The 22609-nt window shown below is 41.1% G+C and carries 26 protein-coding genes; 1 reads left to right on the top strand and 25 read right to left on the bottom strand.

What is annotated here, in order from left to right; translation table 11 throughout:
• Positions 1-11: 11 nt before the first annotated feature.
• From BUB93_RS00800 to BUB93_RS00715, 18 genes are all read right to left on the bottom strand, one after another.
• On the bottom strand, positions 12-389 hold the full coding sequence (locus BUB93_RS00800; protein WP_073269161.1) for a prepilin-type N-terminal cleavage/methylation domain-containing protein: 378 nt from the start codon (positions 387-389) through the stop codon (positions 12-14).
• Positions 367-1692 (bottom strand): DUF7305 domain-containing protein, encoded by a 1326-nt coding sequence (locus BUB93_RS00795; RefSeq protein ID WP_073269160.1) that lies wholly within the window; start codon positions 1690-1692, stop codon positions 367-369. The genes BUB93_RS00800 and BUB93_RS00795 overlap by 23 nt, the downstream gene beginning before the upstream one ends.
• 216 nt (positions 1693-1908) lie before the next feature.
• Complete coding sequence (locus BUB93_RS00790) at positions 1909-2577, bottom strand: hypothetical protein (RefSeq protein ID WP_073269159.1); 669 nt, start codon at positions 2575-2577, stop codon at positions 1909-1911.
• Positions 2574-3107: a PilN domain-containing protein gene (locus BUB93_RS00785; RefSeq protein ID WP_073269158.1), complete on the bottom strand. Its 534-nt coding sequence runs from the start codon at positions 3105-3107 to the stop codon at positions 2574-2576. The genes BUB93_RS00790 and BUB93_RS00785 overlap by 4 nt, the downstream gene beginning before the upstream one ends.
• Before the next feature lie 4 nt (positions 3108-3111).
• Entirely contained in the window at positions 3112-4200 is a 1089-nt protein-coding gene (gene pilM / locus BUB93_RS00780) for a type IV pilus assembly protein PilM (protein ID WP_073269157.1), read from the bottom strand.
• 28 nt (positions 4201-4228) lie between these two features.
• On the bottom strand, positions 4229-5308 hold the full coding sequence (locus tag BUB93_RS00775) for a pilus assembly PilX N-terminal domain-containing protein (protein WP_073269156.1): 1080 nt from the start codon (positions 5306-5308) through the stop codon (positions 4229-4231).
• The gene (locus BUB93_RS00770) at positions 5301-5786 is read right to left on the bottom strand and encodes a prepilin-type N-terminal cleavage/methylation domain-containing protein (protein ID WP_073269155.1); all 486 of its coding nucleotides are present in this window, start codon (positions 5784-5786) and stop codon (positions 5301-5303) included. The genes BUB93_RS00775 and BUB93_RS00770 overlap by 8 nt, the downstream gene beginning before the upstream one ends.
• Positions 5783-6163: a hypothetical protein gene (locus BUB93_RS00765; protein WP_073269154.1), complete on the bottom strand. Its 381-nt coding sequence runs from the start codon at positions 6161-6163 to the stop codon at positions 5783-5785. The genes BUB93_RS00770 and BUB93_RS00765 overlap by 4 nt, the downstream gene beginning before the upstream one ends.
• Positions 6160-6615, bottom strand: coding sequence for a prepilin-type N-terminal cleavage/methylation domain-containing protein (locus tag BUB93_RS00760; protein ID WP_073269153.1), 456 nt, complete (start codon positions 6613-6615; stop codon positions 6160-6162). Before BUB93_RS00760 ends, BUB93_RS00765 begins: the two co-directional genes overlap by 4 nt.
• Positions 6612-7373: a prepilin peptidase gene (locus tag BUB93_RS00755; RefSeq protein ID WP_073269152.1), complete on the bottom strand. Its 762-nt coding sequence runs from the start codon at positions 7371-7373 to the stop codon at positions 6612-6614. Before BUB93_RS00755 ends, BUB93_RS00760 begins: the two co-directional genes overlap by 4 nt.
• A 395-nt stretch (positions 7374-7768) precedes the next feature.
• Positions 7769-8833, bottom strand: coding sequence for a Fic family protein (locus BUB93_RS00750; protein WP_073269151.1), 1065 nt, complete (start codon positions 8831-8833; stop codon positions 7769-7771).
• 217 nt (positions 8834-9050) lie between these two features.
• Positions 9051-9374 (bottom strand): competence type IV pilus major pilin ComGC, encoded by a 324-nt coding sequence (locus BUB93_RS00745; RefSeq protein ID WP_073269150.1) that lies wholly within the window; start codon positions 9372-9374, stop codon positions 9051-9053.
• Between the two features lie 137 nt (positions 9375-9511).
• On the bottom strand, positions 9512-9838 hold the full coding sequence (locus BUB93_RS00740; RefSeq protein ID WP_073269149.1) for a competence type IV pilus major pilin ComGC: 327 nt from the start codon (positions 9836-9838) through the stop codon (positions 9512-9514).
• Between the two features lie 110 nt (positions 9839-9948).
• On the bottom strand, positions 9949-11160 hold the full coding sequence (locus tag BUB93_RS00735; RefSeq protein ID WP_073269148.1) for a type II secretion system F family protein: 1212 nt from the start codon (positions 11158-11160) through the stop codon (positions 9949-9951).
• 15 nt (positions 11161-11175) lie between these two features.
• A complete protein-coding gene (locus tag BUB93_RS00730) occupies positions 11176-12237 on the bottom strand; it encodes a type IV pilus twitching motility protein PilT (RefSeq protein WP_073269147.1) in 1062 nt (353 codons plus the stop codon).
• A gap of 24 nt (positions 12238-12261) precedes the next feature.
• The gene (locus tag BUB93_RS00725; RefSeq protein ID WP_073269146.1) at positions 12262-13950 is read right to left on the bottom strand and encodes a GspE/PulE family protein; all 1689 of its coding nucleotides are present in this window, start codon (positions 13948-13950) and stop codon (positions 12262-12264) included.
• 449 nt (positions 13951-14399) lie between these two features.
• Positions 14400-14816, bottom strand: coding sequence for a methylglyoxal synthase (locus tag BUB93_RS00720; protein ID WP_073269145.1), 417 nt, complete (start codon positions 14814-14816; stop codon positions 14400-14402).
• Between the two features lie 335 nt (positions 14817-15151).
• Positions 15152-16378 (bottom strand): peptidase U32 family protein, encoded by a 1227-nt coding sequence (locus BUB93_RS00715; RefSeq protein WP_073269144.1) that lies wholly within the window; start codon positions 16376-16378, stop codon positions 15152-15154.
• Between the two features lie 131 nt (positions 16379-16509).
• Between BUB93_RS00715 and BUB93_RS11495 the strand changes: the two genes are divergently transcribed.
• Complete coding sequence (locus tag BUB93_RS11495; protein ID WP_278278360.1) at positions 16510-16632, top strand: hypothetical protein; 123 nt, start codon at positions 16510-16512, stop codon at positions 16630-16632.
• Positions 16633-16899: 267 nt separating this feature from the next.
• Here the strand turns inward: BUB93_RS11495 and BUB93_RS00710 are convergent, their stop codons facing one another.
• The 7 genes from BUB93_RS00710 to BUB93_RS00680 form a co-directional block, all read right to left on the bottom strand.
• Positions 16900-17544: an O-methyltransferase gene (locus BUB93_RS00710; RefSeq protein ID WP_073269143.1), complete on the bottom strand. Its 645-nt coding sequence runs from the start codon at positions 17542-17544 to the stop codon at positions 16900-16902.
• A 194-nt stretch (positions 17545-17738) separates the two neighbouring features.
• Positions 17739-19409: a ribonuclease J gene (locus BUB93_RS00705; protein ID WP_073269142.1), complete on the bottom strand. Its 1671-nt coding sequence runs from the start codon at positions 19407-19409 to the stop codon at positions 17739-17741.
• 16 nt (positions 19410-19425) lie between these two features.
• Complete coding sequence (locus tag BUB93_RS00700) at positions 19426-19872, bottom strand: Fur family transcriptional regulator (RefSeq protein ID WP_073269141.1); 447 nt, start codon at positions 19870-19872, stop codon at positions 19426-19428.
• 268 nt (positions 19873-20140) lie between these two features.
• On the bottom strand, positions 20141-20434 hold the full coding sequence (locus BUB93_RS00695) for a DUF1292 domain-containing protein (RefSeq protein WP_073269140.1): 294 nt from the start codon (positions 20432-20434) through the stop codon (positions 20141-20143).
• A 19-nt stretch (positions 20435-20453) separates the two neighbouring features.
• A complete protein-coding gene (ruvX, locus tag BUB93_RS00690; protein ID WP_341465269.1) occupies positions 20454-20867 on the bottom strand; it encodes a Holliday junction resolvase RuvX in 414 nt (137 codons plus the stop codon).
• Between the two features lie 4 nt (positions 20868-20871).
• Positions 20872-21819, bottom strand: coding sequence for an aldo/keto reductase (locus BUB93_RS00685; RefSeq protein ID WP_073269138.1), 948 nt, complete (start codon positions 21817-21819; stop codon positions 20872-20874).
• Positions 21820-22256: 437 nt separating this feature from the next.
• Positions 22257-22523 (bottom strand): IreB family regulatory phosphoprotein, encoded by a 267-nt coding sequence (locus tag BUB93_RS00680; RefSeq protein ID WP_073269137.1) that lies wholly within the window; start codon positions 22521-22523, stop codon positions 22257-22259.
• Positions 22524-22609: the final 86 nt, after the last annotated feature.

Raw genomic sequence — 22609 nt, 5'->3', positions numbered from 1 at the left:
GCATCCCTCCCTTATGACGTGGAAACAGGCACAAACGATTTAAGGATCTCATTTGATGTTCCATTTTCATAAATAATATATAATGTCCCAGGTATATTAACAACAACCCCTCCAGGACCCTCCATAGGCAATGTTGCTGATGAATCTTTTAACAAATACAAGTTTGGATACGAAGAAACATCAACGATTGTACCGCTGACCAGCTTTTCCATTGCTTCTTGAGCTTCATATAAAAGTCGCGTATCTTCACCTTTATTAGCTATTGTTGTAAGGCTGCCGGATAAGATATACATGCCAGCTATCAGCAATATCGATATTATAGCAATCGATACTATAACTTCCACTATGGTAAAGCCTTCATTTTTTTTATTTCCAGTATCCTTTAACATAGTTTGTTTCCCCCTCAATTATAACCCCAGGTATAGAGGTATTGCCGTATCCCCCGTAGATAATTGTTCCACCACCGCCTATCTTGACAGTATCAGCAACTACAGCTCCTTTTAATTGTGCAGTTCCTGTTAACTCGATTTCTGCCAAGGGTGCATAAAGAATTAAATCCATTGAACTATTGTTACCTGAAAATTTAATATTTTTAGTTGAACTGCTTACAATTGTTCCTGTCAGATTTCCTGAACCGTTTAGATCCATCTCTGCATTATTTACCTGGAGATGACCACAAAACTTTGTTGTAGCATTGATCGTCAGCTTACTGGATCCATAATAGTAAATTTCCAATTTCTCAGGTTCTTTGGGATCGTTATTCCAATTGGTTTCGGAACTAGAATTAAGGTTAAGAGTATTATCTACGTATAACTTTAAAGTTCCTGTTCCATTTATAATCAGTGTACCATTCGTTACAAAACTACCCATTCTTATTTCTCTTGTATTGCTACCTATGTTTATTGTTAAAGTTGAACCGTTTCCTATGCTCATTGAAGTTAAACTATAACTATCATCAAGTGTAATAGTATGGATACTGTTATTAGGTACGCTCAATACGCCATTGGAAACTATTGGCCCGTTTGGCATTACAGTTAATCCCTCAGGAGCTTCAGGCATAGAAGGTGTGGGATAATCTCTTGGTTCAGGCAAAACACCTGTAGGGCCCTCGTATTCTTTATTCCCTCCAAGTTTGATGACATTTTCAGGGTCTCCGCCAGCCCCTACCCAAACTGTTCCTGTTATTGTCGAGTTATTTGAAAGGCTAATTTGTTCATCCGTAGTAGAGTTTGTTCCTACGCTTCCCTCAATAGAGGCTCCTCCAATTAATGTTATCATCGTGTCTGAAAATACAGCCATGTCTAAGGGTATTTCTGTTTGATCTGTTTGTATGCTCTCTTCAACGTAAAGAGTGGCTGTTTCCGAAACATTATCATACTGTCCTGTAGATTCTAACACAAGGAAGTTACCAGATTTTGTCACTGTTATGTCATATGTGCTATCACCAAGACTTCCGGTAAAGTTGGCGGGAAAAGTTGTTAATTCAACATCTCCGTCAACAATTTGTGTGCCCAAAGAGTCTGCTGCCGATTTTGCAGTTTGGTATGCTTGAGCATTTCTTTCAACGAACAATCCACCTTTTACGTCGACAACTCCAGTGCTTAGCAACACCACCCCAGTCATTATTACAATCGCACCGATTATAATAACCGTAGGAAGAACCATTCCTTTGTTACTCCATATTTTTTTCATAATACATCCCCCGTTATCCAATTTTAGTTGGATTTAAATTATTTAATTAAATTTTATCATATATTCGAATTTTGTAAACTACAAGTGCCTACTATATATCTACCCACTGTCAATAGTAGTAAACTTCAGCGTCAATACAATATTGCAGATGTCCCAAAAACAAAACACTTAAAAAACTGCAAGTAAATCCTGCAGTTTTTTAAGTGTTTTGTAATTTTATTCTTCTTCATCGTCAGGTTCAGTTTGTTGGGCTTGTCCTCCAGTCGTGAAAGGATCCGGCCTGCCAAAGGGCTTACCTTCAATGAATTCGTAATCAGTATAGCTAGTGAAATTTTCACCATCCCTTAGGAAAGCATATGCCTTGAGGTTTACATTACTTCTTAAGGAATCTTCGCTTCTTTCGTATGATATCCAAACTACATCCATCTTGCGAGTATTCTCATAAACGGAACCTATAAATCTATCCAAACTACCATAATCACCCATCAGATTTATCCTAAATTGGATGTTGTTGAGGAACAAACCTTCGTAACCCGGATCGTCTTCCTTGGAGGGAACGTTGAAATCGACGCCTTCCAAAACTGAACCGGAATCCTGTACAAGCTTCAAGATGTCTAAGTATAACAGGGGCAGCATGGTATCGTTTGGGATCTGCTCGTCCATTTGTGAAACCAGCTCATCCACCCTAGTCTCCTCATTGGCCAAGTTGTCGCCGATGCTAAGTTGCTGCAGCTCATCTAGTACAGCCTGTCTTTGGCTTAATGTCTGCCTATTTGCCATCAGCTGGTCATACAGCGGAAATATAAGATAGTTTATATATAAAACTCCTATTCCAACCACCAGCAGCAGGGTTATAAGCATCTTTTCTCTTTTGTTTAAGCTCATTGCTGGCCACCTCCTTCGTATACGAATGTAATTTCAAAGGAGAAATCCTCACCGGCTCTTACAGAATTGATCCAGACGTTTTCCACGTCTTCGAGTTGGTTAAGCTTAGCAGCAAAATCTGCGACTTCGGCTCTAGACCCGGCAAATCCTGAAATCCTCATCACTCCACCATCGGCTTCCTGCCTATTGAATACGACTGTTGGAGGCAAGCTTTTCTCTACGGAAGCAAGCAGGTCGAAGAAATTGGTCTTGCCTGAATCCATTGTAGAAAGAACGTTTTCCCTGTGTGCCAGTTCTGCTACTTTTCTGTCCATGACTTCTTTTCTGGCTCTTATATCAGCAAGTTCATTGATTTGATCTTCAACTCTGTTTATCCTGTTCTTAGTCTGCATGTCCAGGCTGTATACTGCCCCGTATAATACTGCAAGTATTCCTATAAAGATTAAAACCCTTACAAGAAGAAACGCCTTTTTCTTTTGATTGTCCTTTTGGCGGTAAATCTCCTCAGGGAGCATGTTAATATCTCTCATATCCTCACACCCTCCTTATTACCCCTCCGACGCAGTCCGCCAAAAAAGCAATGTGTGTAGGATCCTTAAGACCTTTTATATTCACATTGTTTAAAGTGGATACCACTTCGGTGGGTATATTAATGTAACGCTGGATGTATTCGCTTATTCCCGGAATCAATGAACCTCCTCCTAGGAGGTAGATTTGATCGAGTTTTTTGCGTTTGGACATGGAAATGAAAAATTCTATTACCTGGTTGATTTCCATCGTGATGTCATGGAATACCTTTGTAATCTCATCGTAGAGTATAGACTCCACTTCATTCATAGCATTCTTTTGAAGGAAGGCGAAATCATTATTGTGCTTCCAGCTTTCAGCCTCGTCCCAGGGAAGATCAAGTGCTTCAGAAATTATGTTTGTTATATCCCTGCCTCCTTGATGGAGGGTTCTGTGAAGAAACAGCTTCTTGTCCTCCAAAATAGTGACGCTGGTCTTTTGATGACCAAAATCTATGATAGCTAGATTTTCAGCCTTGGCTCCATTATCGATATCCAAAGGAACATACGCTCCCGGACCGGTAAATAGCTTGATCTCCGCATTGGGCTGTACGTCTACGATTGCCACCTTTAAATTGTGCTTGCTGAAAATATCAAGATAATCGTTCACAAGCTTTTTAGAAACGGCAACGCCTTGTAGCTGGTACATCTTAACTTCTTTTCCTTCTTCGTCGATTTTGTCGTATTCGTCTATTATGCTGCAATCAACGACATAGTTTTCCACCCTTTCAGGCAGCAAAACCGACATCTCATACTTTATGGCTTCTTTAAGCTCGCCATGTTCCATTTTTGGAAGATCGAAAGTCCTAAGTACTACCTCGCTTGATGCGAGGAGCAATCTTCCGTCTTTTGTCTTTGCCTTCTTTAAAAAGTTGGCAATTACATTGCCCATCTTGTTGGCATCGGCAATCTTGCCGTCCTTGACGGCATCTTCAGGCGTAGGCAAAATTTCGTAATTTTCCACATGTACGGTTTTATCCTTCATGTGGGCTTGAATCATTTTCGAATTTTTGCTACCGAAGTCAAACACTGTAATTAAATGATTATTGCCAAACAAATTGCATCCCCCCGGCCTTGTTTAGATTTTACTCAACCTCTTTATATTCCAACACATCCAAACCGTAAAAGCTAGATGCCTTTCCCCCCAGATCCTCTGACAGATAAACTTCATAGGGACTTAGAGCTTCCCTATCGTGATTAACCTTAATATCCAGGGGATCTTTGATCTCACAGCCCAAAAACGAAACCGAACCGTTAACTGTGAAATTGCGGGCAGAAACGGAACCGGGTCCCAAGACAATCAGCATGCCGTCAAGGCCTGCATTGGATATTTCCAATGTAGAGACACCGCTGATTATAAGCAACCCTTTGAAGTTGATGTCCCTTATGGTCACCTTTTGAGATGCCTCAATGAACATAACTTCCTGTCCCTTGTCAAAATTTAATGTTTCAAGCGTAAAAAAATGAAGATTTCCTTCTGTTTTTATTTTACCATCAAACTTACTTTTTAGTAAGGCTATAAATTGGTTTATGCCATAAATATCATAAATAGGCAGTAAACTATCAACAACAGGATAACCTTCGATAAAACTTTGTACATTACCACTATTGATATATATATTGCCATTTACAGCAAGGTTTAAACCATTTGGATTTTGAATATTTTCAATATAGAGATTTTTTCCTGTTCCAAGGGGATATTCTGTGCTATTTGAGTTAATACGGTCAAGACATGCAACCTTTAAATCCTTTGATGAGTATACCGGGTAGTCTGCTAGCTTGGTTAGATTCTTTTCATAGTACCTTCTGACAATCTTACAGCTGTAGGTTCGTTGGATGGAGTCATTCTTGACTGTTATTGTGATTTTCTTTGACAAGTCACCGGATTTATCGATTTTGTACTTATACATTCCGGCATGTTTTTCTTCATGCCAAGCCGACTCGGCATTTGTATCCCAGTTATCTTCCAGGATCCAAATCACCTCATCCAAAGCGCCTTTAGCCAGATATTCCAGCTTGGTATAATCCCGGTAGTTCAAAACAGCTTTATACTGGGTTACAGACATAGGCATCAGGGACAAAACCAGAACTTCAAGTAAAAATATAACGATTAATGTAAGTATCAATACGCCGCCGGACTCTTCTTTTTTAAATTTTCTAATCAATACTGTACACCGGGCATCTGGCTTTTATGAGTTTTTCTCTGTAGTATGTCCTGCCATGAAGCTCGCTTTCAATTTTAACCAAAATGCCATCTTCACCCACAGGTCCCATTGAAAAATTGATTATGTCCGATGCAAACTGGGATCTTGCCCCAAGTCCTATGGAATTTAAGTTTCCCCTGTGCTTGTTCTTATATAACATTTTTCCTCCGAGTGAATAGGTGTTAAAGTAGTCTCTATTCTCCATGTCACGTATATATACTTTCTCGGAGGCTATGTATATAATGTCAGAGGATTTTATTTGCTTTTCAAGCACGGTCAATGGGTATCTTACGCTGTTTTCACCGATTATGCTGTTTTTCAAGGTGTCGATGGATAAGGTTTGGGCGCTGACAAGCTGCATCGTGCAGGTTAATACCACTAGCGTGAGAAAAATGCAGATGATGGTTTCTAATAGAGTAAATCCATTTTGGTTTTTCATTTAAGATATACCTTTGTGAGTAAAAAGTCTGAAGTGTTTAGATTTGGTGCCTTGTAGTATATTTTGACTGTGTACAGACCTTCGGCTCCCTTTCTTGAATTGATTTCGGCGACAATAGCATCCGAGGTGTACTTACCCTCCATATATGCTGCTGTTTCATCCGTCATCTCTTCCCTGCCAAAGGTTCTAAGTTCACCTGTAAGCTCATTTAAGGTCTGTTCGCTCTCCATTATCAGTCCATAGCCTTTTGATGCCTTCTCCAAAGAGGAGATCGCAAAGCCCAGACTTCCCATGAAGGTTATTGAAATCAGCCCGATTATGAATAAAGATATGATGATTTCGATGTATGTTGAAGCTTTTTGACTTTTGAGATTCATGTCCCACCTTCTTTCAGATAGATTCTTCCTGCGCCTATCTGAACCACTATGGTAAGCTTATCCCCTCCCTTGCTCTGAAATGTTATTTGACCACCCCTGTTGACAGTTCCCACCGGATTAAATACCAGGGTAGAGCCAAAATAGGTGTTCGTGACCACTCTCATGCCGTTGTTAAAGTCTATCTTCTCAGTTTTCGTCCCACTGGGAGACAAAGTCTGAAAGTATATCTTGTCGCCAAATATATAAGCCTGGCGCCTTCTGCCGTCAAGTATCCCCTGCTGTTTTTCTTCCACGAACAGGTGATAAACGGCGTGAACCTGGTTTTTAAAATCCTGCTTTTCCTTGTATCTTGCAATAGCTCCTGAATTTATCATCACCATTGAAAACAGGATGCCTATAAGAGATATGGTGACTATGAGCTCTACTAGGGTAAAACCTCTTCGGTCGTTCATTTAAACATCATCCCAAAGTACCAGTTGATGATCTGATTGCCGAAAAACAAAACAGTTACAGCTGCTATAGCTATCCAAGGGCCAAATGGTATGGCGTCCTTTCGCTTCTTTATGCCTGTGGCAAGTAGCAAGACCCCGAATACTCCCCCGTAGATGAATGATAAGAACAATGTAAGAAGGGTTGACCATAGACCTAGATATAGGCCCAGTACGAACATAAGCTTTACATCCCCAAAGCCCATACCGGCTCCCCCGGTCAATACCACCAGTAAAAACAGAGGCAATGAGCCTGCAAGAGCGCCGAAAATGGCATCTTTACAGGGAATGTAGGAAGCTATTAAGTTTATGGCAATAAAGAATAGGAAAAGAAAGATATTAAGCTCATCAGGGATTATCTGATGGTCCATATCTATAAAGGTATCTGCTATGAGCACGGATAATAAGACCAAAAGGACTAACAGCTGCCATGTAATGCCGGCATACAGGTATGATATTAGGAAAGACACCCCTGTAAGAAGCTCTATAAGGGCGTACCTTGGGGAGATCGCAACCTTGCAATATCTGCACCTGCCCTTAAGAAAAAGCCAGCTAAAAACCGGAATAAGGTCTATTGGCTTTAAAGGAGTATTGCAGCTTGGACAATGAGAAGGGGGATTTGCAATGGACTCCCCTTCCGGAAGCCGGTATATGACTACATTTAAAAAGCTGCCTATCAATAGGCCTAGTATTAAAAATACGATTGCGAAGTATAAGTCCATATGAAAAGTCCTTTCGTTGGTTGGTTGCGCCTTCGGCACGTTGAACGGTGTGGATCCGTCATTTCGAATACAATGAGAAATCTCAGGTGATGCTTGGTCCGGCATGGAAACCGGACCCTACTACTTTCCAACTTTCTTAATATTCCTTTGTTAATAATTTATTTATCCATAAAAATACAAATTCCTCTTTTTTGATTATTATATTTAATTTGTAAGGTGTAAGTAAAAGCAAAAGCACATGCTAAAACTGTCATCCAGAGAACTCGGCTATGCCGAGTCGTAGGGATCTCAGAAATCACTGTAACCAGTAATGCATGGGCGTCAGATGCTATTGCAAATTTTAGAATCGCCTGAGATTTCTCGCTTGGCTCGAAATGACAGATTTAGTCACCTGACTATTGCCTGACCAAATCGTATAACCGTTTATTTTGATAAATTCGTTCCTTGCCTATCTTTTCTGAAACGAGAAAACCCTCTTTTTCAAGAGCCGACAAGTAATTAACCGCAGTCTTTCTTGTTACAGACAAACCCTTTTCAATATATATTGTTTTCGTATAGAATTCATAAAATAGCAAATCAATTAATTCTTTTGAATATATTTTCGGCAGCCTTTCTTTAATCTCGCCGCTCATTGTTTCAACTTCAGCTTTAATTTTTTTTACCAATCGTAATGTCTCTTCTGCTGTTTCTTTAATGCCTTTAAGAATATAAATAATCCAATCCTCCCAGTTTTCATGGGTTCGCACTTCTTGAATAAGTCTGTAATATTCTGACTTGTTTCTGATTATATAACTGCTCAAATAAAGGATAGGACTATCGAGTAGTTCCTTTAAAACCAAATAAAGCACATTGATGATTCGACCTGTCCTGCCATTACCGTCGTAAAAAGGATGAATGCTCTCGAATTGATAATGGATCACTGCCAGTTTTATCAATGGGTCAATATCATCATTGTCTTCATTGATATATTTTTCGAAATTGTTTAGAAGCACTCTAATTTCAGTCTCTCCTACAGGTGGCGTATAAACCGTTTCACCGGTTTTTTCATTTCTAAGGATGGTGCCGGGCAATTTTCTTATTCCTGCACGATTCCTTTCAATAACTCCTTGAATCTCAACAATCATATTTGTTGTAAGCATCTTGCGAGCCTTAATAGACTCATATCCTTGCCACAAAGCTGTCCTGTAGCTGACAACTTCCTTTGCAGCAAGACTTGCTCCACTTGCATCACTTATTGCTTTATATAGGTCGTCATGAGTTGTTATAATATTTTCAATTGCAGAGCTATCTTTGGCTTCATTAATCATGACCGCATTTATCAAAATATGCTTATTTGGAATCGTATCTGCATATCCTTTAAGCTCAGCCAACGCACGGTTGGCACTTGCCAATTGTTTTAGCACTGATTTCGTTTCTAGTTCAGCATTTGGCGGCAACATAGGTAATTTTTGCTCACTCATTACACACACCTCCATTACATAGGTATTATATCGCTATATTTTACCTATGTCAATCCAAACGTGACCCTAAATATTAGTTATTGGTAGTTAGTGCTAGGTAGTTTGCTTTCAACTTTCCTGTATTCCCTGTTAATAATTTATTTATCCATAAAAATACAAATTCCTCTTTTTTTATTATTATATTTAATTTGTAAGGTGTAAGTTTTCAGACAATCATCTATTCCGGAGCCACGTAAACAAACTCATTATTGGCAACGTCGTACTCGTAAGTTCCGCCGGTTGGCGAAACAGGTATCTTGTCAATATAATTAGGTACAAGCTCCCCTGCCTCCCCCGGCCAGTCTCCCATTTCAACTTGGTAGACCCTTGTAGCACTGTTAAGGTAGGACACATTTGAAATATCTAAACGCTGATTTGCAGTATCGATGATTTGTGTCATTTTGATAACGGCCATAAGGGTCAATGCGGCCAAGATTGCAAGAACCACTAAAAGCTCAATTAGTGTAAAGCCCTTTTGCTTGTACTTTGATTTTCGGTGCATAAAATTCCTCCCAAAAACATTTACTTCAATTTTATTTATAATATAATTTAAAGAAAATTGATACAATTGAATAGGATATAAATAGAGAGTGGAATTATCCACTCTCTATTTATATCCAAAATTCTAGATATGAATTTTTACTCGGGAACTACTTTACCATTAGCTTGCAATGCAAAACCTGTATATGTCTCAGATTGAGTTGCAGGAACAACATCAATATAATCTGAAACCAAATCATCCAAACTATCAGGATATTCTAAATGTTCAGCATAATACAATTGCACAGCACTTTCCAAAGTTCTAGCATTAGCCTCATCAGTACTTACTCTAGCAGCTTCTAACGTTGTTAAAAATCTTGGAACAGCCAATAATGCAATAATTGCCAAAATAGCTAATACCACAATCAACTCGATAAGGGTAAAGCCCTTACGGTTCCTCTTCAACATCTTTCTCAGTTTTAACATAATGAATCCCCCTCGTTAAAATTTATTTGTACCTCATTGCTAATTATATATCCATATTATACTTATATCAATCACCAATTTTAGAATATTTTAAGATTTATAAAAATTTCTTATGATATTACACCGTAAAGATCGAACATAGGAAGCAGCATGCTGACCATTATAAAAGCAACTATAAACCCTAAGACAACTATTATCAACGGTTCTATGATTGTAGTAAGTTGACTAATGGCAGTATCCACCTCGGATTCGTAAAAGTCGGATACCTTCTCAAGTACATAGTCCAATGTACCTGAACTCTCACCAACATCAACCATCTGATAAACTAGTGGAGGGAAGGCCCCGTTTTGCTCCATGCTCATCCCTAGGCCGTATCCCTTTCGGATGCCATCTTTCACATCATCAAGACGAGTCCTTAAGAACTCATTGCCCAATACCTTTTGCACAACTTCCACAGCTTGGATTATATCTACCCCGGAGTTAAGCATTACGGATAGATTGCTTGCAAACCGGCTCATGGAAATCTTAGTATTAAGGTCCCCAAATATGGGCATCTTAAGCTTAAATTGGTCCACCCTTAGCCTGCCATCCGGGGTAGAGGCATATTTCTTTGTTGAATAGACTATCAGTACAATTACCCCTATATAGATATACCAAAAATTTTGTATGCTGTCGCTTATCGCTATCAATATTTTCGTAGGCAGTGGCAATTCTGCATTAAATGAAGCAAACATCTGCACGAATGTAGGTATAACGAATGTCAGAAGCATTACCACGACGGATACTGCTACCACTGAAACTACTATCGGGTATGTTATTGCACTTTTAATCTTTTGGTTTATTTTATACTCCTTCTCAAAATGGGTAGCCATCTTATCCATTACATCGTCCAGAGTACCGCTTACCTCCCCGGTCTCCACCATGTTTGTAAGAAGTGGCGGAAAAATCTTTGGCTCCTTGGAAAAGGCGTAGGACAGGGCGTTGCCCTTTTGCACGTCCTCGTGGATCTTTTCTACCACCTCTTTAAGCTTCTTGTTGGTGGACTGCTTTTTAAGTATATCCAGGCTATCCACTACTGTAATGCCTGAACGAAGGGTGGTTGCAAACTGCCTGCAAAACAGCGCCAAGTCTCTAAGCTTAACCTTTTGCTTTAGCAGTTCTATATTTTTATTTAACCTGTAGCTTCTTTCTTCCTCTATGCTTATGGGTATGTATTTCTTTTCACGTATAAGTGTCACTACCTCGTCCCTGCTTGCCGCATCGAAGGAGCCTTTTATAGTGTTGCCGCTTAAATCCTTTGCTGTGTATGAATATGTAGCCATAATGATCCCCCTTTGCTACATGAATTTTTTCTTCATGTTTTCCTGGTCCAGACTATAAAACAGTGCGTTGTCCATGGTTATAAGCCCCTTGTTGTAAAGGTCAAACAGGTAGTTGTCCATGGTGACCATGCCTGTCTTGGCGCTCATCTGTATGATGGAGTTTACCTGGTGGGTCTTTCCCTCCCTTATAAGGTTCCTGATTGCAGGGTTCGCAAGCATTATCTCAAGGGCTACGATACGCCCGGGCTGGTCCTTCTTTGAAATAAGCTGCTGGCTGATTACTCCTTGTAGCACTGTAGAAAGCTGTACCTTTACCTGCTGCTGTTGATGTGGCGGAAATACGTCTATTACCCTGTCAATGGTCTTTGCCGAGCCTACGGTATGCAGGGTGGATAAAACCAAGTGACCGGTTTCTGCAGCAGTAAGGGCAATTGATATGGAATCCAGGTCACGCATCTCCCCTACAAGGATAACGTCCGGGTCTTCCCTAAGTGCAGCCCTTAGCCCTGAGGAATAGCTGTCTGTATCGTGGCCGACCTCACGCTGGTTTACCATTGAGTTTTTATGCCTGTGAAGGTACTCTATTGGATCCTCCAAGGTGAGTATATGGCTCTTTCTCTCCTCATTGATTATGTCGATCATCGATGCTAGTGTGGTGGACTTTCCGCTTCCCGTAGGTCCGGTAACCAGGATAAGCCCCTTGTTAAGCCTGGTAAGGTCTCTTAAGGTCTCCGGCAAGCTAAGATCCTCCAAGGTAGGAATTTTAGCTGCAACTACCCTGCAGGCCATAGAGTAGCTGTTTCTCTGCATATAGGCGTTTACCCTAAAGCGTCCCCATCCGGGAATGGAGTAGGAATAATCCACCTGGCCTTTTTCCTCTAAAACAGATATCTGATGCTTGTCCATAAGAGAAAAGATAAGCTTCTGTGACTCCTCAGGCGTGTAAGGATCCTCCATGACCAGTGGACGAAGTGCTCCGTCTACTCTAATCATAGGAGGCAGACCTACTGTGATATGAAGGTCTGAAGCCTTTTTGTCCGATGTTGCTTTCAACATTTCAAAAATGTCATTTTTCATAATGCATCCCCCCAAAATTAATATCTATTCACTTGTAAAGAAAGTTATTTCCAGTGTCTCTTCTATTGTCGTGATGCCCTCCAGTATAAGGTCTTTGGCGTTTTGCATAAGAGGTACCATTCCGTCAAGCTTTGCCTGGTCGGCAAGCTCGTCGTAGGTGGCCCCGGCGGATATCTTTTCACGCATGTGTCTGTTGATCTTAAGCACCTCGTGAATGCCCATCCTGCCCTTGTATCCCGTATTGTTACAGCTTATGCAACCTTTGGCACTGTATAAAATAAGCTCCTCATCTGGATTTATACCCAGCAGTTCCTTCTCAGGAACAGAAGCTTGGTATTTTTCTTTACATCTTGGGCATAATTTTCGGATAAGCCTTTGAGATATTATGCCGTATATTGATGAAGACACTAGATAGGGCGGTATGCCCATGTCTATAAGACGGGAAATCGTGGATACCGCGTCGTTTGTATGGATAGTGCTAAATACCAAGTGGCCTGTTATAGATGACCTTATGGCGATTTCTGCAGTCTCTACGTCACGTATCTCACCAATCATTATTATGTCAGGGTCCTGCCTAAGTATGGACCTTAAGCCTGCCACAAATGTTAGGCCTGCCTTTGTATTTACCTGCACCTGGTTTATTCCGTCAAGCTTGTACTCTACAGGATCTTCTACGGTAATTATATTGTCCGATGCGGTATTTAAGTTTCTGAGCAAGGTATAAAGGGTGGTGGACTTTCCGCTTCCCGTAGGTCCCGTAGCAAGGATTATCCCGTGTGGGGCGGCTAAAAAGTCCTGTATATGCTTCATTTCAAAGTCTGTAAAGCCAAGGTCCTCCATGCGCATCTGAAATTGGGCCTGGTCAAGGATACGTATAACTACCTTCTCACCGTATATCGTAGGAAGAATGGATACACGGAAATCTATGTCCCTGTTGTCAATCTTTAAGACTATGGCCCCGTCCTGGGGGAGCCTTCTTTCTGCGATATTAAGGTCGCTTAGGATCTTGATACGGCTTACGATTGCATTGTGGGTTCTGATATCAAGCTTCATCATTTCAATAAGCACGCCGTCAACCCTCATGCGAACACGTATTCTGTCCTCGTAGGGCTCGATGTGGATATCGCTCGCCTGGCTTCTTACGCCGGTCTCTATGATGTTGTTAACCAGCCTTACCACAGGGGCGTTGTTTATCTGCTCCATGTTGTCCTGTGAAGTCTGCTCTACTTCGTCCAGGCTTTGAGATTTGTTGAACTCTTCAACGGCTCTGGCAGCATCATCCGTATTGTAGAACCTTTCGATAAGGTCTATGATTTCCTTCTTTGTGGCGATAAAGGGGATTATGTTTTTCTTGGTAACAAGCTTAAGGTTGTCAAGAGCGATTATATCAAGAGGATCGTTTATTGCAACGATTAAGTTGTCGCTGTTATCGTAAAACAAGGGTACCGTTATGTGCTTCTTGGCAAGTACGTAGGGTATGGATTTTACAGCGTCCTTGTCAACATATGTGTTTTCAAAATCAACCCGCTGTATGCCAAGCTGAAACTTAAGAACGTTTATTATATCCTCTTCGTCTACTATGCCTTCTGTTACGAGAAGTTCTCCTAACTTTTGCTTTTTAACCTGTTGAAGCTGTATGGCTTCTGCCAATTGCTCCTGGGTTATCTTGCCGCTGGCAACCAGCAGATCACCGATTCTTTTTGCATGCCTCATGTTATCACCTGCAATCGTTTATTTTGTGAATAAAATGTATATGGTATGTATACCCTTGAATTTGAAAATTAATTTGAAATTTTGAACGAATTATTAATTTATATTTATTATAGCATTTTTTTTGGAAAAGAAAAGAAATTAAGAAAAAGGAAACAAGTTGTAAAGTTGTAGGTTATAAGTTGTAAGTATGCAGGGATTCCTGTGGGGTCAAAACAAATACCTAAATCCGTCATTTCGAATGCAATGAGAAATCTTAGGTGATTCTATAATTTGCAATGGTATTTGACGCCCATGCATTACTGGTTACAGTAATTACTGAGATCCCTACGTCCCGGCTAAGCCGGTCCTCTGGATGACAGATGTTTGCATGAGTCGGGGAATACAGGTCAATAATTGTTTTAAAAAATGCAGACATTTTGTAGACTATAAAGCCCACATGTCTGCATTTTTCATTTCTGCATATCATGTCTTTCGTATTCTTTGTCTATAAGCCCGCTTTGAAGAAGATAGTCTGCTCCAGTCTTATTCATGGCAGTTGGAATATCATAAAGAACAGCTATTCTTAAAAGCGCCTTTACATCAGGGTCGTGGGGCTGTGAAGTAAGAGGATCCCAAAAGAAGATTAATAGGTCTATTCCGTTGTCGGAAATAAGGGCTCCGATTTCCTGGTCCCCCCCAAGAGGGCCGCTTTTGTATGCCTTGACCTTAAGTCCGGTGTTTTTTGCTATGATAGATGAAGTTGTTCCCGTGCCACATAGCTCGTGGTTAATAAGAGAGTCGGCATTTTCCTTGACCCATTCCAACAGGTCTTTTTTTCTGTTGTCGTGGGCAATTAGTGCGATACGTTTCTTTGTGGGTGAAATCATATTTTCAGCTCCTTTTTTTAGTTATAGTTAAAAATCGGTTAAGCGGTCGTGGGGCAGTTGTTTAGTCGCTGAGCGACTGTGAAATGCAGGGCTTCGCCCTACGGGAAACAAGTTGTAAGATGTAGGTTATAAGTTGTAAGTATGCAGGGATTCCTTTGGGGTCAAAAACAAATACCTAAATCCGTCATTTCGAATGCAATGAGAAATCTTAGGTGATTCTATAATTTGCAATGGTATTTGAAGCCCATGCATTACTGGTTACAGTAATTTCTGAGATCCCTACGTCCCGGCTAAGCCGGTCCTCTGGATGACAGAAATTAGCATGTGCTTTTGCTTCAAACTATTTCTCTTCTTAGAAGATCCCATTTAGTCGTCTCTTCTTCACAAGGCACATATATTATCTGCTTAGGATGGGGAGCATCCTCTAAGGTGCTGCCCTCCTCATCGATTATCTGATTGATTATAAATTCTCTAGGCTCTTTACCAGGTGACATGATCTCCATAGTCTCCCCGGAAAATATCTTGTTGCGGACTTCGATTTTCGCCAGCTTCTTTTCCTTGTCGTAACCAAGGACAGAGCCTGTGAAATCGTAATTTCTGATGTATGAGCTGGTGGAGTAGTTGTGCTCCTCCTGTCCCGGCTTCTCAAAGGCGAATCCTTCCGTGTAGCCTCTGTGGCTAACCTTTTGAACCTCTTCGAACCACTCAGGGTTGAAGCTATAGCCCTCAGGATCGTTGAAGTAGGCGTCTATTGCCCTTCTGTATACTCCTACAACTGTTGCCACGTAATAAAGGCTTTTCATACGGCCCTCGATTTTAAAGCTGTCGATTCCTGCGCCTACAAGCTCGGGGATTCTTTTTATCATGCAAAGGTCCTTGGAATTAAATATATAGGTTCCCCTGGCATCCTCGTACACAGGAAAATGCTCTCCCTGTCGCTTCTCCTCCATAAGGGTGTAGTTCCATCTGCAAGGCTGGGCACAGTCTCCCCTGTTAGCATCTCTGTTTGCCATGTAGTTGCTTAATAAGCATCTGCCTGAGTAAGACATGCACATTGCTCCGTGGACGAAGGCTTCAAGCTCCAAATCCGAGGGAGTGTTTGCCCTTATCTGGCTTATCTCCTCAATGCTCATCTCTCTTGCGAGCACGATCCTTTTTACGCCGTTTTGATACCAGAAATTTGCGCTATGGTAGTTAGTGTTGTTTGCCTGGGTGCTTAGGGATATCCTTAGGTCTGGCGCAGCAGCTTTAGCTACGCTTATGATGCCTGGATCAGCGGCGATTGCGCCGTCGATATTTAAATCCATCAGGGTCTTTATATATTCTTCTAAACCTGCAAAGTCTTGATTGTGGGCAAATATGTTAAGGGTGGCATATACCTTTTTCCCGTTAGAATGGGCGAATTCTATGCCCTTTTTCATTTCCGCCGCAGTGAAGTTTCCTGCCTTTGCACGTAGGCCGTAGGCTTGTCCTGCAAGGTAAACAGCATCGGCGCCGTATGAAATTGCGTATTTTAATTTTTCGAGATTGCCGGCAGGTGCCAGCAGTTCAGGTTTTTTCATAGTTTATTCCTCACTATATGTTATCAGTTGGTTTGTTGGCCAGAAAAAGATTAAATTAAATATATTTAACCACTCAGGGAAATGCCCGTCATCGGTGAGTCGGTGAATCGGGAATTAGTCGCGAAGCGACTGTGGATCAAACAGTTGTGGGGCTATTGTTAAGCGATTGGGAAGCAGTCGTATTAGTCGCAAAGCGACTGTGGGACGCAGGGCTTCGCCCTACGGGAAATGACTGCTGCGCAGTCGAGAAATGAGACTCCGTCTCGTAAAAACTGTCTCTAAAAGCAAGATTTCAACACGCGCGTTGCGCTTTTCTCGCGAGTAAAACGAGCTTTCCCCGCGACCAAAGGGAGCCATCCCACGTGAACGCAGTGAACCTTTAACCATTGTTTACCCATGTTTAACGATTACCCAGCATATACTATCACTAAACAACGTTATTCCTGAGATTTCTCGCAATGCTCTAAATGACAGCATTTTTTCATTCACTTTCAACTTTCCACTTTCAAACTTATTCCCAATTACCTAACAAGCCTGCTTATGGCCAATCCATCCCCTATGGGTATGATGCTTGTATCCAGCCTTGGGTGATCGCTTAAAGCTTCAAGGTATTTTCTCATGCGCTTTACGATTGTAATCTTTCTGCGCTTCACCAGCTCATCGCTAGCAACCATTCCTCTGAATAGGACATTATCGGATATTATCATGCCTCCGGGATTTAAAAGCCTCAAACAGTCTTCAAGCATATGGATGTAGTGCCCCTTTGCTCCGTCTAAAAAAATTACATCGTATTTTTTCTCAAGCTCCGGTACTACCTTGGAAGCGTCACCGTAAATAATTTTAATTCGGTCGTCATACCCGGCTTTTTCGATATTTTCTCCCGCTAATTTTACCATATCTTCGTTAAGTTCTATAGTATCCACGGTTATGTTTTCATTTTTTTTTACAAATGAAAGAGCGGAATAGCCTATGGCTGTTCCGATCTCAAGTATTTTTTCATATCCTCCCGTTTGAAGCAAGATGCCGATAAGCTGCCTTACCTCAGGATGGATGATAGGTACATTATTCTTTTCTGCATAGCCTTCAAGTTCCAAAAGGAGTTTGTCTTCGTTGTTGAGCAAACCTCTAATGTAGGTTTCTATATATTCATGATTGATTTTACTCATAGTCCTATTTTATGAGCCTCCTTTGTGCCATACTGGAAATGACTGTTCAAAAAATAAAATACAAATTCTTTGACCCTACCCTACAACTTTACTGAAAAGTTAAGCAATCGTTGGGCAGTTGGTAAACAGTCGCATAAGTCGCTGAAGCTCCTTTGAAATGCACGGCTTTCTACTTTCCACTTTCAACTTATATTTTATTGCTTTACTTCCATAAGTATGGGAAGGATCATTGGTCTTCTCTTTGTCTTTTCATACAAGAACTGATCAAGAGCGTCTCTTACAGCTCCTTTTATCTTGTTCCAATCGGTGATTTTTTTATCTTCGCATTTTTGAAGAGCCGCTTTTACCACGTTTCTGGCTTCATTTATAAGCTCCTCGGATTCTCTTACATAAACAAATCCTCTTGATATTACATCAGGACCGGCTACAGTCTTTCCTTTGCTCATTGTTACCATTACGATAAAAATGCCGTCTTCTGACAAGTGCTTTCTGTCTCTAAGCACTATATTTCCAACGTCTCCTACTCCAAGACCGTCTACCAGCGTAACCCCTGACGGAGCTTTGCCGATTTCTCGACAGCTGTTTTTATCAAGTTCGATTATTGAACCGGTGCTTGCTATAAGAGCATTCTCTTCAGGCATACCAAGGGTCTGTGCAAGCTCTGCGTGATGTTTAAGCATCCTGTACTCCCCATGGACAGGTATGAAGAACTTTGGTTTTACAAGGGTGTGCATCAGTTTTAGCTCTTCCTGTCTCGCATGGCCTGATACGTGAACCTCTGCAAGTTTTTCGTAGACTACCTCTGCCCCAAGCTTAAACAGGTTGTTTATTACCTGCATGACCATTTTTTCATTGCCGGGTATAGGTGAAGCAGAAAGTATTACAAGGTCTCCTGCAGTAATAGAGAATTGTCTATATTCACCGACGGCCATTCTGCTAAGAGCCGCCATGGGCTCTCCCTGGCTTCCTGTAGAGATTACTACAATTTCATGGTCATCGTATTTGTTTATTTCCTTGATATCTATTAGTGTTCCTTTTGGAATGTTCAGATAACCCAGCTCGTGGGCAGTAGTGGTTACATTTATCATGCTTCGTCCGCTTACTGCTACTTTCCTGCCGTGCACTACAGCGGCATCGATTATCTGTTGAACCCTATGTACGTTTGAAGCGAATGTCGCCACGACTATACGGCTCTGAACTCCGTCAAAAAGCTCTATGAACCGCTTTCCTACTGATTTCTCAGAAAGGGTAAAGCCTGTAAGCTCCACGTTGGTGCTGTCAGCCATTAAAAGGTCTACCCCTTCATTGCCTATTTCGGCAAATCTCGGAAGGTCTATAACCTCTTCGTCGATAGGGGTGTAGTCGATCTTAAAGTCTCCCGTATGTACTACTGTTGCCGCATCACATCTGATGCAAAGGGCAACCGAGTCTGCGATGCTGTGATTTACCCTGATAAACTCGATATTGAACCCTCCAAGGTCAATTCGGTCCTTAGGTTTAATTATATTTCTCTCAGTGCTTCTAAGCAGACCATGTTCATTCAGCTTGTTGTCTATAAGGCCGACAGTCAGCTTTGTTGCGTAAATGGGAAGGTTCATTTCCTTCAATAAATAAGGTATCGCACCGATGTGGTCCTCGTGTCCGTGGGTTACCACGATTCCTTTGATTCTGTCCTTGTTGTTCACCAGGTAGGTGAAATCAGGCAATACAATATCAATGCCGTACATCGTTTCGTCCGGAAACGTTATACCGCAGTCCACTATGATTATATCCTTTTTGTACTCAAAAACTGTCAGGTTCTTTCCGACTTCTCCTAGTCCTCCTAAAGGTATAATCTTCAATTTATTATTTTTTTTCGTTGCCAAAATATTGCTCCTTTCGTTAATTATCTCCGCTCTTGTTGATGCATTTTTCGCATAGTCCAAAAAATGTTACATTGTGATTGGTTATTTTGAATTTTTTTTCTTTTTCGATATGTTGTTCCAATGCGTCGAAATATTCATCTTGAATTTCGATTACCGATCCGCAACTGTTGCATATGAGATGGTGGTGATTGTGAGTCCTTTCGCCATCGGATATCTCGTATCTGTGGCATCCGTCATCAAAATACTGTTTAGATAGTATGCCTACATCTTCGAACAGTTGAACTGTACGGTAAATGGTGGCTATACCTATTTCCGGGCATGTATTTTTTACCTCTCGGTATATCTCGTCAATACTTAAATGATGTTCTTTGTTGTTTAACATCACATCAATTATATGTCTTCTTTGTGGAGTAAGCTTGTATCCTTGCTCCTTCAATTTGTTTTTAAATTCTTCTACGGGCATCTGATCACCATCTTATCAATTAATAATAATTATCAATTAACATTCTACCTGTTTTTAGGGTTTTTGTCAAGGATCATTAGTTGTTGGTCGTTAGCGCTAGGGTATTTCTCTGGGGTCACGGTAGGGCACTGAAAAGTTAAGCAAACGTTGGGCAGTTGGTAAACGGTCGCATTAGTCGCTTTACTCCTGTAAGAAGTACGGCTTTACAACTACCTTAGTGCCCCTTCGTGTTCTTTGTAGTGAAAAAGTTTTATTTTTCTGTATCGTCTTACTCTTCGTCTTCGTCAGCCAGTTCGTTGTAAATCTTTTGGATCATCTCAATTTCTTTGTCTTCTTCTACGGGTATAAGAAGCTCTCCATCTTCGTCTTCTTCGATTCTAAATGCGAACATGTCATCGGAATCGTCCTCAGGTTTTTTCAAAAGGGCATATTCCTTTCCTTCGTGCTCCAAAGTTATGATGATCTCAAACTTCATCTCTTCTCCGCTGTCATCCACCAATACAATAGAATTGTCGTGATCGTGGTCGTGGTTGCAGTTTTCATCGTGTACGTGTTTGCTCATAGTTGTTACCTCCTGTAATTTAAATATTTTTAGAATCCATGTAGCTTTGCAGAATATTTTGCGCTGCCATCATATCAATCTTTTCTTTTCGTTTTTTTCTTTTTACGTCCCCTTCGAGCATGAGGTTGTCGGCAAATTTACTGGTAAGCCTCTCATCCCAGTGAACTATTTCCACTTTTAGACGTTTCTTAAGATAATTTGAAAATCCAATCACCTTTTCTCCCTGGGAACCAATGGAGCCGTTCATGTTCTTGGGTATACCGATAACCAGTACGGTCACGGATTTTTCTTCAATAATACTTTTTAGTTCTTCCAGGTCTTTGTCCAGGCTTGCCCTTTTTATGGTCTTTAGGCTTTGTGCCGTGAGCCCCAGAAGATCGGATACGGCAACACCTATAGTTCTATCGCCTACATCCAGTCCCATATATCTTATCATGTTATACCACCTTGATGCAAAATTGCGGACATGAAGCACTGCAATATCCGCATAAAATGCATTTTCTTTTATTTACAACGGCTTTACCCGCTATTATATTCAGAGCGTTTTGACCGCATACATCTACACAGCTTTTGCATCCATTGCACCATGAATCGATGTGCAGGTGCCTGGTTCTATCTGCTGTTGCCTTTGATATGCTTTCTGGTATGTTTTCTCCAATAATCATGGAGCAGTTGTACTCCAGCTCCTCTGCCGACTGCATGCCGATTGCAACAGAGTGTATATAGGTTTTTCTTTTTATATAATCAAAGGCTCTAATTCGTGAGCTAATAAGGTTTCCACCCCCTAAAGGCTTCATTGCAAATATGCCTTTACCCACCGAGCTGGCTGACTTTAAGGCTTTTTCCATCTGAACTGCATCACCGTCTTCTATGCCGAGGCCTTTATAATTAAAGATTGGGTGTATAACTTCCACCTCCCGGTATTTGCAGGCCCCTTCGACTCCCTCGATTCTGTGGGTTGAAACTCCAACTGCTTTTATCTTGCCTTTGATTTTTTCTTCAAGCAAATATTCAACGGCTTCCCAGTGTCCACGGATGGTATGCTCGCTTTCTGTTTCGTGGAGCATGAATATATCGATGACATCCCTGTCCATTTCTTTTCTTGCTTTTTCGATGCTCGCCTTCATTCCCTGCTTATCGTAGTCATAGGACTTTGATGCAATGACCCAGTCCTTTTTGCTGCGCTTTAAGCCTTCTTTGATATGTGGGTAGTTCCCATAAAGATCTGCTGTATCAATGAAGTTGATTCCCTTTTCGCTGGCCAAGGCGATAAGGTCTCCGGCTTCTTCAACAGACAGGTTTGCCTGCAGGGGACCAAGGGTAAGGCTTCCGAAACACAATTTTGAGACCTTTAGGCCTGTTTTTCCTAATATATTGTATATCATATCTACCTCATAAAGGTTTAAATTGTTAGTCGGTACTCGGTGAGTCGAGAAATACAGGTCAAACGATTGTGGGGCAATCGGGAAACGGTTGGCAAACAGTCGTTTAGTCGCTGATGCGACTGTTTATTGTCCGGCTCTGCCGCACGGGAAATGACTGCTGCGCAGTCGAGAAATGAGACTCCGTCTCGTAAAAACTGTCTCTAAAAGCAAGATTGAAACACGCGCGTTGCGCTTTTCTCGCGAGTAAAACGAGCTTTTTCCGCGACCAAAGGGAGCATCCCACGTGAGCGAAGCGAACCATTAACCATTGTCCCACCATGTTTAACGATTATCCAGCATATACTATTACTAAACAACGTTATTCCTGAGATATCTCGCTTAGGTCAAAATGATTTCCTCTAGAAAAAGAAAGGCCCTTTAAAAAAGGGCCTTTAAATTTAATCCAGATGATTGAAGTACTCCTTGATCAACTCTTCCAAAAGCTCGTCTCTTTCGACTTTTTTAATTAGATTACGTGCATTTTTGTAACTGGTTATATATGTAGGATCTCCGGACATTATATATCCTACAAGTTGATTCACAGGCGTATAGCCCTTTTCTGTTAGAGCGGAGTATACCTCTTTAACCAAATCCTTGATCTGCTGAGATTTGTCCTGTTCGATATCAAACTTCACGGTGTAGTCTTTATTATTGTCATTGTCCATATACTTTCGCTCCTTCTTGTAAACTTCATCAAAATACTTTCGGTCAATTGCAAATCCTTAATATGAGTTTAAATCATAATGCTAAA

This window comes from Alkalibacter saccharofermentans DSM 14828 (genome assembly GCF_900128885.1).
In the GTDB taxonomy this organism is placed as follows: Bacteria; Bacillota; Clostridia; order Eubacteriales; family Alkalibacteraceae; genus Alkalibacter; species Alkalibacter saccharofermentans.
Note: the sequence above shows the minus strand (reverse complement) of the source record. Positions and strands in the feature narration are given on the sequence as shown.